This window comes from Pisciglobus halotolerans (assembly GCF_900113675.1).
GTDB lineage: Bacteria > Bacillota > Bacilli > Lactobacillales > Carnobacteriaceae > Pisciglobus > Pisciglobus halotolerans.
On record NZ_FOQE01000006.1, the window covers coordinates 34272 to 50143 of the forward strand.

At 38.0% G+C, this 15872-nt stretch carries 14 protein-coding genes; all 14 read left to right on the plus strand.

Going from position 1 to position 15872, the window contains the following annotated elements:
* The first annotated feature begins 23 nt into the window (after nt 1-23).
* The 14 genes from BM057_RS03365 to dapA all read left to right on the plus strand — a co-directional run bounded on the left by BM057_RS03365 (nt 24) and on the right by dapA (nt 15852).
* Complete coding sequence (locus BM057_RS03365; protein ID WP_092091490.1) at nt 24-326, plus strand: YlbG family protein; 303 nt, start codon at nt 24-26, stop codon at nt 324-326.
* Between the two features lie 88 nt (nt 327-414).
* A complete protein-coding gene (gene rsmD, locus BM057_RS03370) occupies nt 415-999 on the plus strand; it encodes a 16S rRNA (guanine(966)-N(2))-methyltransferase RsmD (protein ID WP_047390145.1) in 585 nt (194 codons plus the stop codon).
* Nucleotides 992-1489 carry a pantetheine-phosphate adenylyltransferase gene (gene coaD, locus BM057_RS03375; RefSeq protein ID WP_047390146.1) on the plus strand — a complete coding sequence of 166 codons (498 nt, stop codon included), beginning with the start codon at nt 992-994 and terminating at the stop codon, nt 1487-1489. Before rsmD ends, coaD begins: the two co-directional genes overlap by 8 nt.
* Before the next feature lie 35 nt (nt 1490-1524).
* Complete coding sequence (locus tag BM057_RS03380) at nt 1525-2574, plus strand: SepM family pheromone-processing serine protease (RefSeq protein ID WP_425439013.1); 1050 nt, start codon at nt 1525-1527, stop codon at nt 2572-2574.
* Nucleotides 2575-2685: 111 nt separating this feature from the next.
* On the plus strand, nt 2686-3357 hold the full coding sequence (locus tag BM057_RS03385; RefSeq protein ID WP_092091492.1) for a helix-hairpin-helix domain-containing protein: 672 nt from the start codon (nt 2686-2688) through the stop codon (nt 3355-3357).
* A gap of 70 nt (nt 3358-3427) precedes the next feature.
* Nucleotides 3428-3937, plus strand: coding sequence for a ComE operon protein 2 (locus BM057_RS03390; RefSeq protein ID WP_047390149.1), 510 nt, complete (start codon nt 3428-3430; stop codon nt 3935-3937).
* Nucleotides 3937-6282, plus strand: coding sequence for a DNA internalization-related competence protein ComEC/Rec2 (locus BM057_RS03395; RefSeq protein ID WP_177186161.1), 2346 nt, complete (start codon nt 3937-3939; stop codon nt 6280-6282). Before BM057_RS03390 ends, BM057_RS03395 begins: the two co-directional genes overlap by 1 nt.
* A gap of 69 nt (nt 6283-6351) precedes the next feature.
* Nucleotides 6352-7398, plus strand: coding sequence for a DNA polymerase III subunit delta (gene holA, locus BM057_RS03400; protein ID WP_047390150.1), 1047 nt, complete (start codon nt 6352-6354; stop codon nt 7396-7398).
* Between the two features lie 136 nt (nt 7399-7534).
* Nucleotides 7535-7789: a 30S ribosomal protein S20 gene (gene rpsT / locus BM057_RS03405; RefSeq protein WP_047390151.1), complete on the plus strand. Its 255-nt coding sequence runs from the start codon at nt 7535-7537 to the stop codon at nt 7787-7789.
* 207 nt (nt 7790-7996) lie between these two features.
* Nucleotides 7997-9982: an excinuclease ABC subunit UvrB gene (gene uvrB / locus BM057_RS03410; RefSeq protein WP_092091496.1), complete on the plus strand. Its 1986-nt coding sequence runs from the start codon at nt 7997-7999 to the stop codon at nt 9980-9982.
* Between the two features lie 353 nt (nt 9983-10335).
* Complete coding sequence (rpsO, locus tag BM057_RS03415; protein ID WP_047390153.1) at nt 10336-10605, plus strand: 30S ribosomal protein S15; 270 nt, start codon at nt 10336-10338, stop codon at nt 10603-10605.
* Between the two features lie 318 nt (nt 10606-10923).
* Nucleotides 10924-13047, plus strand: coding sequence for a polyribonucleotide nucleotidyltransferase (gene pnp / locus BM057_RS03420; protein WP_092091498.1), 2124 nt, complete (start codon nt 10924-10926; stop codon nt 13045-13047).
* A gap of 847 nt (nt 13048-13894) precedes the next feature.
* The gene (locus BM057_RS03425) at nt 13895-14953 is read left to right on the plus strand and encodes an aspartate-semialdehyde dehydrogenase (RefSeq protein ID WP_047391250.1); all 1059 of its coding nucleotides are present in this window, start codon (nt 13895-13897) and stop codon (nt 14951-14953) included.
* 20 nt (nt 14954-14973) lie between these two features.
* Nucleotides 14974-15852 carry a 4-hydroxy-tetrahydrodipicolinate synthase gene (gene dapA, locus BM057_RS03430; protein ID WP_047391252.1) on the plus strand — a complete coding sequence of 293 codons (879 nt, stop codon included), beginning with the start codon at nt 14974-14976 and terminating at the stop codon, nt 15850-15852.
* The last annotated feature ends 20 nt before the right edge of the window (nt 15853-15872 follow it).

Consider the following 15872-nt stretch of genomic DNA (forward strand, 5'->3'; position numbering starts at 1 on the left):
CAAAGCAGAAAGGAGAGGGACAGTTGAATTTTATTGAACGTCAAGGAATCATTGTATGGGTCTACACTTTGAAGCCGCTCAAACAATTGAAACGTTATGGATTGATTCATTATGTATCAAGAAGAATGAAATATGTTGTCCTATATGTCAATCAATTCGAGCTCAATGAAACGGAAAAGAAATTAAAACAATTGCATTTTGTTAGAAAAGTGGAAGTTTCTCACCGTCCAGAAATCAATATGGATTTTGATCACGCGCTTGATGAACTTCAAAATACAGAGCAGACAGAAGAAAGATCTATCGAAAGAGAAAATATAGAAAAATAATGAAGATACTAGCTTGATACTTTAAGTGTTTTTTTGGTCTTGCTCAGTGTTGATTGCTAGTGATAATTGAATAAGAAAGGATGATCTGATGAGGATCATATCAGGTGAGTATCGCGGAAGAAAGTTGAAAGCTGTTCCTGGAAAACATACGAGACCAACGACAGATAAGGTGAAAGAATCAATTTTTAATATGATTGGTCCTTACTTTAACGGGGGCCATTGTTTAGACTTATTTTCAGGTTCTGGTTCTCTAGGGATCGAAGCTGTATCTAGAGGAATGGAAAGAGCTGTCCTTGTCGACAAAGCGGCTCCAGCTATTCAAACCATTCGCGATAATGTCGCAATGACGAAAGAACCAGAGAAGTTTGTGATCATGCGCAGTAGTGCAAATCAAACCGTCAATAAATTGTCTGAAACAAACCAAACCTTTGAACTGGTTTTTCTTGATCCACCTTATGCTAAGCAACAGATCGTTAAACAAATTGAGTTGATGTTGACAAAAAATTTGCTGACTCATGATGCTTTGATCGTTTGTGAAGTGGATAAAGACATCGAACTTCCAGAAAATGTTTCCTCGGCATACGCAATTAAAAATGTGGTGTATGGTATTACTCGTATTGTGGTCTATAAGTTGACATTACAAACTGATGGAGGTAAAGAGGACGATGACTAAAATTGCTCTTTTTCCTGGGAGCTTTGATCCCATGACAAACGGACATCTATCTACGATCAAAAGTGCTTGTAAGTTGTTTGATCAAGTGGTGATCGCTGTTTCAACAAATTCATCAAAAACATCCTTGTTTTCAGCTGAAGAAAAAATGACATTGATCGAAACAGCCACAAAAGATCTCCCGAATACAAAAGTGATTGAACATACGGGAGGTTTAACAGTAGAACTTGCGAGAAAAATCAATGCCACTTCTTTGATTCGCGGCTTGCGTAATACTCAAGATTTTGAATATGAAGCAGCAATCGCTGCTATGAATAAAACCCAACTTCCTGAACTGGATACAGTCTTTTTTATGGCTGATGAACGTTATCGTTTCGTCAGTTCATCTTTGATCAAAGAAGTTGCAATGTTTGGCGGAGATGTGAGTCATCTCGTTCCTGAACAGATCAACGATGCCATCATTGAAAAATACAAGAGGGATAAGATCCGTTAATATCAGAGTGAATAAACGAAATGAAGGTGGCTGTGTTGAAAAAAAGATGGTCTAGCAAGTGGATTATTCTTCTTGCGGTTATATTGTTGTGTCTCGGCTTTTTAATACCGATTCCTTATTATATTGAAGGCCCGGGAGCTGCGGTTTCCTTAAACCAATTGATAACAGTCGATGGCAAAGAGGACCAAGAAAAAGGAAGGTACATGTTGACAACAGTTGCGATTCGCCACGCGACGCCTATTACTTATTTTATGAAGTATTTGCCTTTTCATGAAGGGGTAACAGAAAAAGAATTATTTGGAACGATGGAAACGTCTCAAGAATATAACCAGCTTCAGAAATACTATATGATCAGCTCAATCAATGGAGCCATTCAGGCAGCCTATGAACAAGCTGGTGAACAATATGATCTACAATATAATGGTGTTTATGTCATGTCTCTTTTAGAGGGTTCTCAGTTTAAGGATCTTTTGCAGCCTGGGGACACGATCATAGCATTAGACGGAAAGTCTTTTGATAGCTCACAGGAATTTATCGATTATGTTCAACAGCAAAAAGAAGGACAAAAAGTTACCGTGACCTATCAGCGTGACGATAAAGAACAAACAGCTGCAGCTAAGTTAATGAAAATGAAAGAGACAGGGAAACCTGGTTTAGGCATCAGTTTAGTGGATGATACAACCATCACAACAGACATTCCTGTTTCTATAGATGCTGGTTCTATTGGGGGACCATCAGCTGGTTTTATGTTTGCTTTACAGATCTATACACAATTGACGGACAAACAACTCCGCAATGGAAATGATATCGCCGGTACAGGAACAATCTCTCCTGATGGAACGATCGGCAGAATTGGCGGGATCGATAAAAAAGTAGTAGCAGCTGATAAAGAAGGTGCTCAAATCTTCTTTGCTCCCGATGATGAGATACCTAAAGAAATTGCAAAACATTTTCCTGAAATGAAATCAAATTATGAAGAAGCAGTTGCAGCAGCGAAGAAAATCGATACAGATATGACGATTGTGCCAGTTAAACATTTTCAAGATGCAGTCGACTATTTGGAAAAAATAGAATCAATAAGATAATCATTAAGAGCTGAGAGTAAAATCTCGCTCTTTTTTTATTTAAAAAACAGAGTGCTCACTTTTCTGCGTAAGATACTCATGATAAATAAAAGAGCAAAGGGGGATCTTTTGATGGGTGATAGATTCAAGCAATGGACAAAATCAAAACCAGTGATCATTTTGAGCGTCAGTCTGATCATGGTATTTAGCAGTCTGTTGATCGTCATTTTTCTCTTATTATCAAATAATGGATCTTATGAGGAGGAGTCAGAATTAGACAATTACTTAGAAAGTGAACAAATGAAAAGCAACTCAAGTGAGGAAGACTCATCTATTCAATCTGCACAGGTAGAGAATGAGACCATGTATGTGGATGTAAAAGGAGCTGTTCATGATCCGGGCGTCTATCAGATAAAAGAAGGAATGCGTTTAATGGATGCAATTGAATCTGCAGGCGGTTTTCTTGTTTCAGCGGATCAATCTTCTATCAACTTGGCTTTAAGATTGACGGATCAGATGGTGATTTATGTTCCGCAGGTAGGGGAAACAATCGAAACAGCGACACTTCATTCTGCTCTTTCTACTCAAAGCGACGAGACAGCATCTGATTTGATCAATATCAATACCGCTGATTTAGCGCAATTGCAGACCTTGAATGGAATCGGTGAAAAAAAGGCTCAAGAAATTATTCGTTATCGAGAAGAAAATGGCTCTTTTCAAAAAATTGAAGAAATATTAGAAGTGTCTGGTATTGGCGACAAAACGTTTGAATCTTTAAAAGCGTTCATCACGGTGGGGCAATAAAGAGGTCATTGCAAGTTCATCAAAGCTTCATGTATACTAAAAGAAATTTAAAATGGGAGGTGTCTAAAGAATGGAAAGAATCCCTTGGAATCAGTACTTTATGGCTCAAAGTGTGTTGCTGGCCCAAAGAAGTACATGTACACGTTTAATGGTCGGGGCAACGATCGTCAGAGAAAAAAGAGTTATCGCTGGCGGATATAATGGTTCAGTAAGTGGAGAGACGCATTGTACAGATGAAGGATGCTATCTTGTTAATGGGCACTGTGCGAGAACGATCCATGCTGAGATGAATGCTATTCTCCAATGTGCTAAATTTGGCGCATCTACAAAGGATGCAGAAATATATGTCACTCATTTTCCTTGCTTGCAATGTACGAAGATGATCATTCAAGCGGGCATTAAGAAGATTTATTATTTACATGATTATAAAAATGATGAATATGGTATGCATTTGATTAAACAAGCCCACGTAGCCTGTGAGAAGGTTGAACTGCCTGGTGATTTCTTTGGGCAATTAGATCATGCAGTGAAAGAACAAACAGAAATGCCGCAACACAACAGACACACGATTTCTCATTAGTGAAAGGATTTTTCCTTTTTCCAGCCATTTTCAGCTTTATTTGTGTTTGGATCATCTTAACCCATGGATATTGGTTGAGTATTGCAGCAGGGGTTTATTTTCTCTTCCGTTTATACTGGACAAAAAACACCCCTATCTTTTTTTTCAGCTGCATTTTTGCGGTTTTGATCAGCGGTGTAACAGTATTGGAAGATGTCCACAATCAAACCAGCCTTTCAGGAAACGAGCAGCATTTTCAAGTTTATTTTAAAAAAAGTGAGACAAAAATGGACGGAAATCTCTTGCAATTTTACGGAACGGTTAAACAAACGGATCATAAAAAGTCGATTTCTGAACGAATCGTTGTGTTTTATTCTTTTCAATCGGAAGCTGAAAAAGAAAAATGGCAGAATGAGATTGAAGCTGATCGGGTAGTTATTTCTGGTCAGCTGATAGAACCCGAAAATAATCGCAACTTCGGCCAATTTAATTATCGAAATTTTCTCTATCGAAAAAAGATCCATTGGATACTGCAAGCTACTGATGTTCACTTTTCTTCAGCAAAACAACTTAAAAAGAGGAACGATCATTTCTTTGAAACAGCAAAAGCAAGTGTCAGTGAACATATTGATGCTATTTTTCCGATTAAGATCGGCGGGTATATCAAGACACTATGGCTAGGTGAAAGAGGTTCTTTTGACCAGGATATGTCAGATGATTTCAAAAATCTCGGCATCCTCCATTTACTTAGCATTTCAGGTCTGCACATACAATTTATTTTTGCTGGCTTATCTTTTTTCTTACTCCGTTTAGGACTGTCGAAAGAAAAAACGTACGGTATCCTAATGATTAGTTTGTTTGCTTTTGGTTCTTTCATTGGTTGGGGAACAAGTTCTTTTCGGGCAGTTTTGACAACCATGATTTCCATCACAACAAAAAGGTTTTACTTACCATTAACTAGCTTGGATGCCTGGTCGGTTACCCTGTTACTTGCTTTATGGATTGATCCTTATCAAATTTTTTTAGTCGGATTTCAGTTGAGCTACCTATTGAGCCTTACTTTATTGTTATTTTCTCCATCTTATTTGAAAGCTCGTACTTCCTATCTTTTAGATAATCTTAAGTTATCTATGTTAATGACAGTGAGCTCGATTCCGATTTTGATATTACATTTTTATGAATTTCCTTGGATCGGTATTCTAGCCAATTTGTTATTTGTTCCATTTTTCTCCTGGCTTTTGTTTCCGCTGCTTATCCTTTTACTGCTGTCTTATATGGTGTCCACGACTAAAATCTTTCACTTTTTTGTGGCTATTTTTTCTTACAGCATAACAGGAATCGAAAAATTGGCATCTTGGATGAGTGCCATTCCTTTTAGTGTCATTGTGACAGGCAAAGTGTCTGCATTTGTGCTTGTTATTTTAACGATTGCATTACTCAACTGGTTGCTGGCGTTAGAGTCTGGTAAAAAAAGAAAAACAACTACAGCCGTCTTAGTGATTCTATTAGGCTTGATATTGTTTTTTAAACACTATCCGTTTTTAGGGAAAATCGTTATGATCGACATAGGACAAGGAGAGGCTATTCTTATCAAATCTCCTGGCAGTAAAGGTAACTATTTGATCGATACTGGCGGGAAAATCCAGTATGAACAAGAGAACTGGAAAGTAAGAAAGCAAGCTGCATCTCTTACAGAAAAAACACTTATACCAGTTCTAAAAGCTTATGGTGTGACGTCTCTTGACCAAGTTCTCATTACACATGGCGATATGGATCATTTTGGAGAATTGGCAGAGCTATCAGAGAATATTCCGATCAAAGCGTTGGTTTATCCAGAGGGTGTAAGAAAAAAAGCGCTCTTTGACGTTTCAGCTGGAAAGCTTGCAACAACAGGGACACGTTTGATCGAAGTTTTAGCGGATCAAGCGAAAACGAAGCAAATTGGGCCAGGATTAATCATTTTATGGCCGCTGGAAGAAGGAAAAGGAGAAAACAATGATTCATTAGTGCTGTATGGAAAATTTGGTGAGCATTATTGGTTGTTTACCGGAGATTTAGAAGAAGCTGGTGAACGAGCCATCATAAAACAATATCCACATTTAAAAGTTGATGTTTTAAAGGTGGGACATCATGGCAGTCATACTTCTACAAGCAAAGAATGGGTAGATTTTTTAAAACCAACTTTCAGCTTGATTTCGGTCGGAAAAAATAATTCTTTTGGACATCCGCATCCTGAAATCCTTAAGAGATTGGAAAAACAGCAGTGTACCATTTACCGAACAGATCAAGATGGTTCGATCATTTTTACTTATCGAGAATGGCCTATGTTTAAGAAGACAGGTGTCTTTACAACCTTACTCAAATGAAAAATCAGCTTGCTTTCAGGTAAATAACTTTGTACCATAGAAAGATGAGAGCAAAGGAAGGTGTTTGAAGTGAGCTTTTCAACTGAATTAGCCAAAATAAAGAAAAAAGAGTTTGCACCTGTTTACTTAGTGTTTGGAACTGAAGCCTATTTGATTGATACGTTAAGAAAAACTTTAATGGAAAATGTTATTGGGCCAGATGAAATAGATTTAAATTTCAGCTCTTTTGATATGGAAGAAGTTTCCTTAGGGACCGTCTTAGCTGATGCAGAAAGCATACCTTTTTTCGGTGAACGCCGATTGATTTTTATGAATCGATCTGTTTTTTTATCCACCGAAAAAAGCAAACAAAAAAACGATCCTGACTTAGCAGACTTTGAGCATTATTTACAACAACCTTCCGAATCGACTGTTTTGGTGATTTATGCTCCTTATGAAAAATTAGATCAGCGTAAAAAAATCAATAAGCTTTTAAAAAAATCAGCTGTATTGATTGATGTACAGCCTTTAAAAGAACGGGATGTTCAAAAATACATTCGTGATACAATCAACAACGAAGGATACAATATTTCTCCAGAGGCTTTTGAAAAGCTGATTCAATTGACCGATGCCAACTTATCAACCGCTATTGGAGAGTTGCCCAAGCTGTTTCTTTATGCACAGGAAAATAGAAAAATCACGGTGGCTGCAGTGGAGGCATTGGTACCAAAATCATTGGAACAAAATATTTTTGCATTAAATGAAAGTGTATTAAAAAAAGATACTGCTCATGCCTTAAGTCTTTATCAAGACCTATTACTGCAAAAAGAAGATCCAATAAAAATCAATGCGATTATGGCTGGACAATTTCGGCTGCTCATACAAGTCCAAATGTTGTTAAAAAAAGGGTTTCAACAAAGTGAAATAGGCAAGATGTTAAAAGTACACCCTTACAGAATTAAATTGGCTGCTCAACAAATTCGAAAATTTGATTCAAAAACATTGCTGAGCGCCTATGAAGGGCTGATCGAAACAGAATATCACTTAAAAACTGGTCAAGGAGATCGTAAAATGCAATTTGAATTATTTGTGCTTTCATTTGCAAATAAAGGAAATAGTAAGAAGATATTCAGCTAATAAAAGATTACTATCAAGTAAAAAAACTTTACAGCTTTTTGTTGCAATACGCTACGAACTTCTGTATAATAAAAAACGTTGAAATAATTAAAAATGATTATTTTATTTGTTCTAAAGGGAAAGAGGGGTGTATGTAATGCCAAACATCGAATCCGCAGTTAAACGTGTTCGCACTGCTGAAAAATCAACTGCTCAAAACAATGTTCAAAAAAGTTCTATGCGTACAGCAATGAAAAAATTTGAAAAAGCTTCTGAAACTGGAGAAGGAAACCTAGAATCTCTATACAACGAAGCTGCTAAAGCCATTGATATGGCTGCTGCTAAAGGTTTAATCCACAAAAATAAAGCAGCGCGCGACAAAGCTCGTTTATCAAAAAAATTAGCTAAATAAAGTATTGCAACTGTCACTCATTTCTTTTGAAATGGGTGTTTTTTTTGCTTGCTGTATCAGTATAAGTCTGAACTTTTCCCGCAACTGAAATGATGTTGTTTATTTTTCTTCGCATTTGTAAGAACGTATGTTCCGTGGTAAAATAAGGAAGAATGAAGATTAAAAACAAAACTTAAAAGAAATGAATAAAAGAAATGAGGATGCTGCATGGCAGATGAAAAGTTTGAATTGGTTTCGCAATATCAGCCTGAAGGTGATCAGCCCGAAGCCATTAAACAACTGGTCAATGGCTTGAATGAGGGAACAAAAGAACAAACACTGCTAGGTGCTACAGGTACAGGAAAGACATTTACAGTATCGAATGTCATAAAGGAAGTTAACAAACCAACATTGGTGATTGCCCACAATAAAACATTGGCAGGGCAGCTTTATGGAGAATTTAAAGAGTTTTTCCCAAACAATGCTGTAGAATATTTTGTCAGCTACTATGATTATTATCAGCCTGAGGCATATGTCCCGCAAACCGATACATTTATTGAAAAAGAAGCTAGCATTAATGATGAAATCGACAAATTGCGTCATTCTGCTACAAGCGCTTTGCTAGAAAGACGAGACGTTATTGTCATTGCTTCTGTTTCGTGTATTTATGGACTTGTTAATCCGCTCGATTATCGCGATCACGTGCTTTCTTTGCGTGTAGGTGCCCAAATGGACCGCAATGCCATGCTGAGAAAACTGGTAGATATGCAATTTGAACGAAATGATATCGATTTTCAGCGTGGTCGTTTTAGAGTACGAGGAGATGTAGTGGAAATTTTCTTGGCTTCTCGGGATGCAGAAGCCATTAGAGTAGAATTTTTTGGCGACGAGATTGATCGTATTCGTGAAGTCGATGTATTAACTGGGGAAGTAAAAGCAGATGTTCAACATGTTTCTGTTTTTCCGGCTACTCACTTTGTAGCAAATGACGAGCAAACGAGACATGCCGTTCAAACCATACAAAAAGAACTGGATGGACGTTTGGAAGAATTGAGAGCAGAAGGCAAACTTTTAGAAGCGCAACGTTTAGAGCAGCGAACAAACTATGATATTGAAATGTTGCTTGAAATGGGCTATTGTCCAGGGATAGAGAACTATTCAAGACACATGGATGGAAGAAAGCCGGGTGAACCGCCATATACGTTAATTGACTTTTTCCCAGATGATTTTTTGATCGTAGTAGATGAATCTCACATCACGATGTCGCAAATTCGAGGAATGTTTAATGGAGATAAAGCCCGTAAAGAGCGTTTGATCGACCATGGTTTTCGCTTGCCGAGCGCCTTGGATAATCGTCCTTTACGTTTGGAAGAATTTGAAAAGCATGTTAATCAAATCGTTTATATATCAGCCACTCCTGGACCATATGAGTTGGAACGAACGTCGGGAGTAGTGGAACAAATCATTCGTCCGACTGGCTTGTTGGATCCGGTAGTAGAAGTGAGACCGATTAAGGGACAAATCGATGACCTGATCGGTGAAATCAATGAACGGATCGAGAAAAATGAGCGTGTGTTTATTACGACATTGACTAAAAAAATGTCTGAAGATTTGTCTGATTATTTGAAAGAAGTGGGACTGAAAGTAAAGTATCTTCATAGTGACATCAAAACTTTGGAACGGACAGAAATTATTCGCGACTTGCGCTTAGGTGAATTTGACGTATTGATCGGGATCAACCTATTGAGAGAAGGACTTGACGTGCCTGAAGTTTCCTTAGTTGCGATTTTAGATGCTGATAAGGAAGGCTTTTTAAGAAGCGAACGTTCACTTGTCCAAACGATCGGGAGAGCCGCTCGAAATGAGAATGGGAAAGTTATTATGTATGCTGACAAAGTAACAGACTCTATGAGACATGCTCTTGATGAAACTGAGCGTCGGCGTTCTGTACAGCAAGCTTATAATAAAGAGCACGGGATCGTTCCACGCACCATTAAGAAAGAAATACGTGATCTTATTTCCATCACTTCTGCTGTTGAAAGTGAAGAACTGACACCAGCTGAAAAAATGGCAAGCCTATCACGAGAAGAAAAAGCAGCAGTTATTGACGGAATGGAATTGGAAATGCGAGCTGCTGCTAAGTCGCTTGATTTTGAAAAAGCTGCTCACTTAAGAGATGTTGTTTTAGAACTGAAAGCAGAATACAAGTTATAATCAATAGTTGCTGAACAAAGAGAAAACAAGGTACTGAACAAACGAAAATAACGGTATGGATCCTGATTCAACTAGTACCAAACAACGTTAGCAGTGGCAAACCAGCTGTTCGTTGCCTTTTAGAAATTGTAGAATAGGCAGGCGTTTCATCCATGTCTTTATTTGCTTGTTCATCTAATGGGCATGCGTAAAAAACAGTTATAAATTACTGGAAAAGCTCGATTTAATCTTGCAATTTAGTCGTGGCTCCTGTATGCTTTAAGGTGTGCTAAAGCATATACCTTTTACTTGGATGTACGATTCACCAACGTTTTCTCAGTGAAAGGAAAAATAGAAGGAAGAGGTGTTTAGAAATGGCAATTTCTAAAGAACGCAAAAACGAAATCATCAAACAATTTGCAAGACACGAAGGAGATACTGGCTCTCCAGAAGTTCAAATCGCTGTATTGACTGAAGAAATCAATCATTTGAACGAACATGCTCGTGTTCACAAAAAAGACCACCATTCTTACCGTGGTTTAATGAAAAAAATCGGTCACCGTCGTAACTTGTTGGCATACTTGCGTAACAAAGACGTTACACGTTACCGTGAATTGATTCAAAGCTTAGGCTTACGTCGTTAAGAGCCGTTTGTCTACCAAAAAGCGGGGTTCTTTTGGAATCTCGCTTTATTTTGTATCAATCATGGGCAATCGATTGAGAATCGTTGATTTTTTTGCAAACAAATGATCATGGAAACAAAGCATAATGAAATGTTGCAAGCATCAATGGTAATGGCAGATTAAACTTGATAGATGAGAAAAATCAAAATAAGAGAACATTGTTTTATTCGCTTGCTACTATGCAAATGTGAACTTTCAGAATAAAAAATATTCAGAAAGCTGACATTTGTTTAGTAGAATGTAGAGTCAACAATGTTCTCAAAAAAAGGAGAACAAAATATGTCAGAGAAACAAGTATTTACTCAAGACTTTGGCGGACGTCCGCTGACAGTCGAAATTGGCCAGCTTGCTAAACAAGCAAATGGGGCTGTGCTCGTTCGTTACGGTGATACAGTTGTTTTAACAGCAGCAGTTGCAAGTAAGGATGCATTAGATACTGACTTTTTCCCGTTAACAGTCAATTATGAAGAAAAGATGTATGCTGTAGGAAAAATTCCTGGCGGCTTTATTAAAAGAGAGGGTCGTCCAAGTGAACAAGCAACATTAACTGCTAGATTGATCGACCGTCCGATTCGTCCGATGTTTGAAGAAGGATTTCGTAATGAAGTTCAAATCACCAACACTGTTCTTTCTGTTGAGCAAGACTGCTCGCCAGCTATCGCAGCAATGTTCGGTTCTTCATTAGCTTTGGGAGTATCTGATATTCCGTTCAATGGACCCATTGCAGGTGTAGATGTTGGACGTGTAGACGGAGAATTTATTTTAAATCCTACGTCTGCACAGGCTGAACAATCGGATATCCATTTAACAGTTGCAGGAAGCAAAGATGCTATCAATATGGTGGAAAGCGGAGCAAAAGAAGTTTCGGAAGAAGATATGTTGCAAGCTTTGTTGTTCGGACATGAAGCCATTAAAGCAATCAATCAGTTCCAAGAAGAAATCATAGCTAAAGCCGGAAAAGAAAAAATGACGGTCAAATTGTTAGAGATCGATGCTGAATTACGGACAGAAGTTCAAGATGCATTCAAGGAAAAAATGGTTCAAGCCATTCAAGTCCAAGAAAAATTAGCACGTGCTGAACAAACAGAAGCCGTTAAAGAAGAAGCTGTAGCTTATTTTGAAGAAAAATATGCTGAGCATGAAGAAGCAGATCGTATCCGCAAAGAAGTGAAACAAATTGTGGAAGATTTGGAAAAAGATGAAGTGCGTCGCCTCATCACAGCTGAAAAAGTTCGTCCGGATGGTCGTAAGATCGATGAGATTCGTCCTTTATCTTCTGAAGTCAGTATATTACCAAGAACACATGGATCAGGTCTCTTTACTCGTGGACAAACGCAAGCTTTATCTATCGCTACATTAGCTCCGCTTGGAGAACACCAAATCATAGATGGATTAGGTGCAGAAGAAAGCAAACGTTTCATCCATCATTATAATTTCCCGCAGTTTTCAGTAGGCAGCACAGGACGCAGCCGTGCACCTGGTCGCCGCGAGATCGGCCATGGCGCTCTTGGAGAACGTGCATTAGCGCAAGTTATTCCTAGCGAAAAGGATTTTCCTTATACCATTCGTCTTGTAGCTGAAGTTTTAGAATCTAATGGTTCTTCTTCACAAGCAAGTATCTGTGCCGGAACTTTGGCATTAATGGATGCCGGTGTACCGATCAAAGCTCCAGTAGCCGGGATAGCAATGGGTCTAGTAATGGAAAACGAAAACTATACAGTATTAACAGATATCCAAGGACTAGAAGACCACTTAGGAGATATGGACTTTAAGGTTGCAGGAACAAGCGAAGGAATCACAGCTTTGCAAATGGATATCAAAATTCAAGGGATCACTACAGCAATCTTGAAAGAAGCACTGCAACAAGCTAAAAAAGCGCGTATGGAAATTTTGGAAGAATTGACTTCAACGATTGCTGAACCACGTCAATCGCTAAGCAAATATGCTCCGAAAATTGAAATGATGCAAATCAATCCAGATAAGATCAAAGTCGTTATTGGTCGCGGCGGTGATCAAATCAATGCCATCATTGAAGAAACAGGCGTTAAGATCGATATTGATCAAGATGGAAAAGTCAGCATTGCTTCAGATGATGCTGAAATGATTCAACGTGCAAAAGAAATCATTGAAGAACTGACAAAAGAAATTGAAGTCGGTCAAGTCTACAACGGAACAGTCAAACGAATTGAAAAGTTTGGTACATTTGTTGAAATCGCAAAAGGCAAAGATGGTTTGGTGCATATTTCACAATTAGATAAAAAACGTGTGGGCAAAGTCGAAGATGTTGTGAGTGTGGGCGACAAGTTAAAAGTTAAAGTTATTGAGATTGATCGCCAAGGACGGATCAACCTTTCGCACAAAGATGTCATGACTGACAGCGAAAATGAGAATGAAAAAGCTTAACATGATGAAAAAGGGTTCTACAATATTTAACGTTGGTCTGTAAAAAATCAATTTTTTTAATGCTAAGCTCGTTAGAATCCTATTTCTAAAAATTTCAAGAGGCGCATAGAGTTACTGATAGCCATGAAAAAAGATGCAATGTGAATCACTTAGTGTTAGGCTTTAGCCGTTACATTAAGTTTGAAGCTTGCAAGCATTGAGACGCGATTTTCGGCTCAATGTGTTCTCATGGCTTTCCATCAGTAGCCCATCGACCGTAGGAAATTTCTTTACCAACGTTAAAAGAGGAAGAACCGAAAAAAGTTGCCGGAAGTTTCCAATTGAGGTAAATGGAAGCGACACATGCTGAGCAAACATTAAAATACAAAAGACTTGGTCAAAAAATAGACCAAGTCTTTTTATTATGACTTTTCATCTTCTAACGTTGGTAAAAAAATGTGTTTCTAAGAAATTTAGCATCAAAAGAAAGGGTTTTTTACTGCCCAACATTCATTATTGTGGCTCCTTTATTGTTTTGAGAATGAATAGATTAGGGTTGACCAATTCTTATTTAAAAGAAAATAGTAGCATAAAGCCTCATTTTGTATGGGTTTGCTAAAATGCAATGAAGTGCAATAGAAAAGCAAAAAAATACCCTTTGAATAGGGCCGCTCACTATAGAAGCAAGCAGAATCAAAAATTGAAAACATTATCAGCGCAAGTTTAAAAAATTTCAACCCTCCATTGACACGAGCTGTTTATTTCGTTTGATAGGATTTCAGACATAATTGTGCTAAAATGGGTAATGGTACAGGTTGTACAGATAAATTAAACGACGAGATAGGAAAGTATATAAGGAGAGATCAGCATGAATGGTTATGCAGTTGCTGTAGTAGGTGCTACAGGAGCAGTTGGAACAAAAATGATTAAAATGTTAGAAACGGCAGATTTTCCAATTAAAGAAGTGAAATTTTTAGCTTCTAAACGCTCTGCAGGAAAAACAGTATCCTTTAAAGATCAAACAATGACGATTGAAGAAACGACACCTGAAAGTTTTGAAGGGATCGATATTGCATTGTTTAGTGCAGGGGGAGAAGTCTCAAAAAAATTCGCACCAGAAGCAGTCAAACGAGGCGCTATCGTTATCGACAATACAAGTGCGTACCGAATGGATCCAGAAGTTCCTTTAGTTGTGCCGGAAGTAAATGAAGCAGCTTTGAAAGAAAACAAAGGAATTATTGCCAATCCAAATTGTTCCACTATTCAAATGATGGTGGCACTTGAACCGATCAGAAGAAAATTTGGATTAAAACGGGTCATTGTTTCTACCTATCAAGCTGTTAGCGGTGCAGGCAATGAAGCGGTAAAAGAAATGAATGAACAAGCCCAAAAAATGCTTGATGAAGAGTCGATCGAAGCTGCGATCTTACCTGTTAGCGGCGATAAAAAACATTTTCCGATTGCGTTTAATGTTCTTCCACAAATCGATGTATTCGCTGAAGAAGGCTATACAAAAGAAGAATGGAAAATGACTAATGAGACGAAAAAAATTATGGGAGATCCGCAAATCAAAGTTTCTGCAACTTGTGTGCGTGTTCCTGTCGCTTCAGGTCATTCTGAGTCTATCTATATAGAAGTTGAAAATGAAGAAGCTGCATCTGTAGAAGCAATGCGAGATGTTCTAAGAAATGCTCCAGGTGTGGTTTTGATGGATGACGTTGCAGATCAAGTTTACCCAACACCTTTAGAAGCAAAAGATAAGAAAGAAACTTTTGTTGGTAGAATCAGAAAAGATTTAGATGCAAAAGATGGCTACCATCTTTGGGTTGTTTCTGACAACTTATTAAAAGGCGCGGCATGGAATTCAGTACAAATTGCTGAACGTCTACATCATCTTAATATGGTCAAATCAGAAGCAACAAAATAAGAATTGAAAGGAGTTTTAAAATGGAATTAAAAAAAGCTAGAATTTATACAGCCATGGTTACACCTTTTAATGAAGAAAAAAAAGTAGATATAGAACGATTGGAAAAGCTGATCAATCATTTACTTGAAAATGGAACAGAAGGAATCTTAGCAGGTGGAACAACTGGTGAGTCCCCAACATTGAATCACGATGAAAAACTGGACTTATATCGGGAAACCGTTAGAATCGTAGACGGAAGAGTTCCAGTGATCGTCGGTACAGGTTCAAATAATACTCAGGAAACGGTCGCTTTTACAAAAGAAGTTGAAAACATTTCAGGGATTGATGGTGTGTTGGTCGTTGCACCCTATTACAACAAACCGAACCAATCTGGAATTTTTGCTCACTTCGAAGCTGTTGCAAAAGCAGTTTCTTTACCGATTATGATGTATAATGTGCCAGGCCGGACAGGCATCTCGATCGATCCACAAACAACGATACAATTATCAAAAATCAAAAATATCGTTGCCATCAAAGAATGTGCCAGTTTGGAAGCTGTCAGTGAGATCATTGAGCATACAGACGAAAATTTTCTTGTATATAGTGGAGAAGATGCTGCAGCCTTTCCAGCCAAATGCATTGGAGCAAATGGCATTGTTTCAGTTGCTAGCCATGCGGTTGGAAAAGATATGGCTAAAATGTATGATTTATTAGAAGATGGGCAGCTCCAAGCAGCAGCGGCCATTCATCGCAAACTCGTACCAAAAATGAATAGCTTATTTTCTGTTCCCTCACCGGCACCAACAAAAATGTACCTCAACCATATCAATATTGAAACCGGTGGCGTACGTTTACCGCTTGTGCCTTGTACAGAGGAAGAAAAGAAGAATATTTTAGAAGTAATAAAAAAGGATTATTAAAAAAAACGAAATAGAGGTGA

Coding starts and splice junctions, on each gene's coding strand:
- rsmD (WP_047390145.1), top strand. CDS start 415: ATGAGGATCATATCAGGTGAGTATCGCGGAAGAAAGTTGAAAGCTGTT.
- coaD (WP_047390146.1), top strand. CDS start 992: ATGACTAAAATTGCTCTTTTTCCTGGGAGCTTTGATCCCATGACAAAC.
- BM057_RS03385 (WP_092091492.1), top strand. CDS start 2,686: ATGGGTGATAGATTCAAGCAATGGACAAAATCAAAACCAGTGATCATT.
- BM057_RS03390 (WP_047390149.1), top strand. CDS start 3,428: ATGGAAAGAATCCCTTGGAATCAGTACTTTATGGCTCAAAGTGTGTTG.
- rpsT (WP_047390151.1), top strand. CDS start 7,535: ATGCCAAACATCGAATCCGCAGTTAAACGTGTTCGCACTGCTGAAAAA.
- uvrB (WP_092091496.1), top strand. CDS start 7,997: ATGGCAGATGAAAAGTTTGAATTGGTTTCGCAATATCAGCCTGAAGGT.
- rpsO (WP_047390153.1), top strand. CDS start 10,336: ATGGCAATTTCTAAAGAACGCAAAAACGAAATCATCAAACAATTTGCA.
- pnp (WP_092091498.1), top strand. CDS start 10,924: ATGTCAGAGAAACAAGTATTTACTCAAGACTTTGGCGGACGTCCGCTG.
- BM057_RS03425 (WP_047391250.1), top strand. CDS start 13,895: ATGAATGGTTATGCAGTTGCTGTAGTAGGTGCTACAGGAGCAGTTGGA.
- dapA (WP_047391252.1), top strand. CDS start 14,974: ATGGAATTAAAAAAAGCTAGAATTTATACAGCCATGGTTACACCTTTT.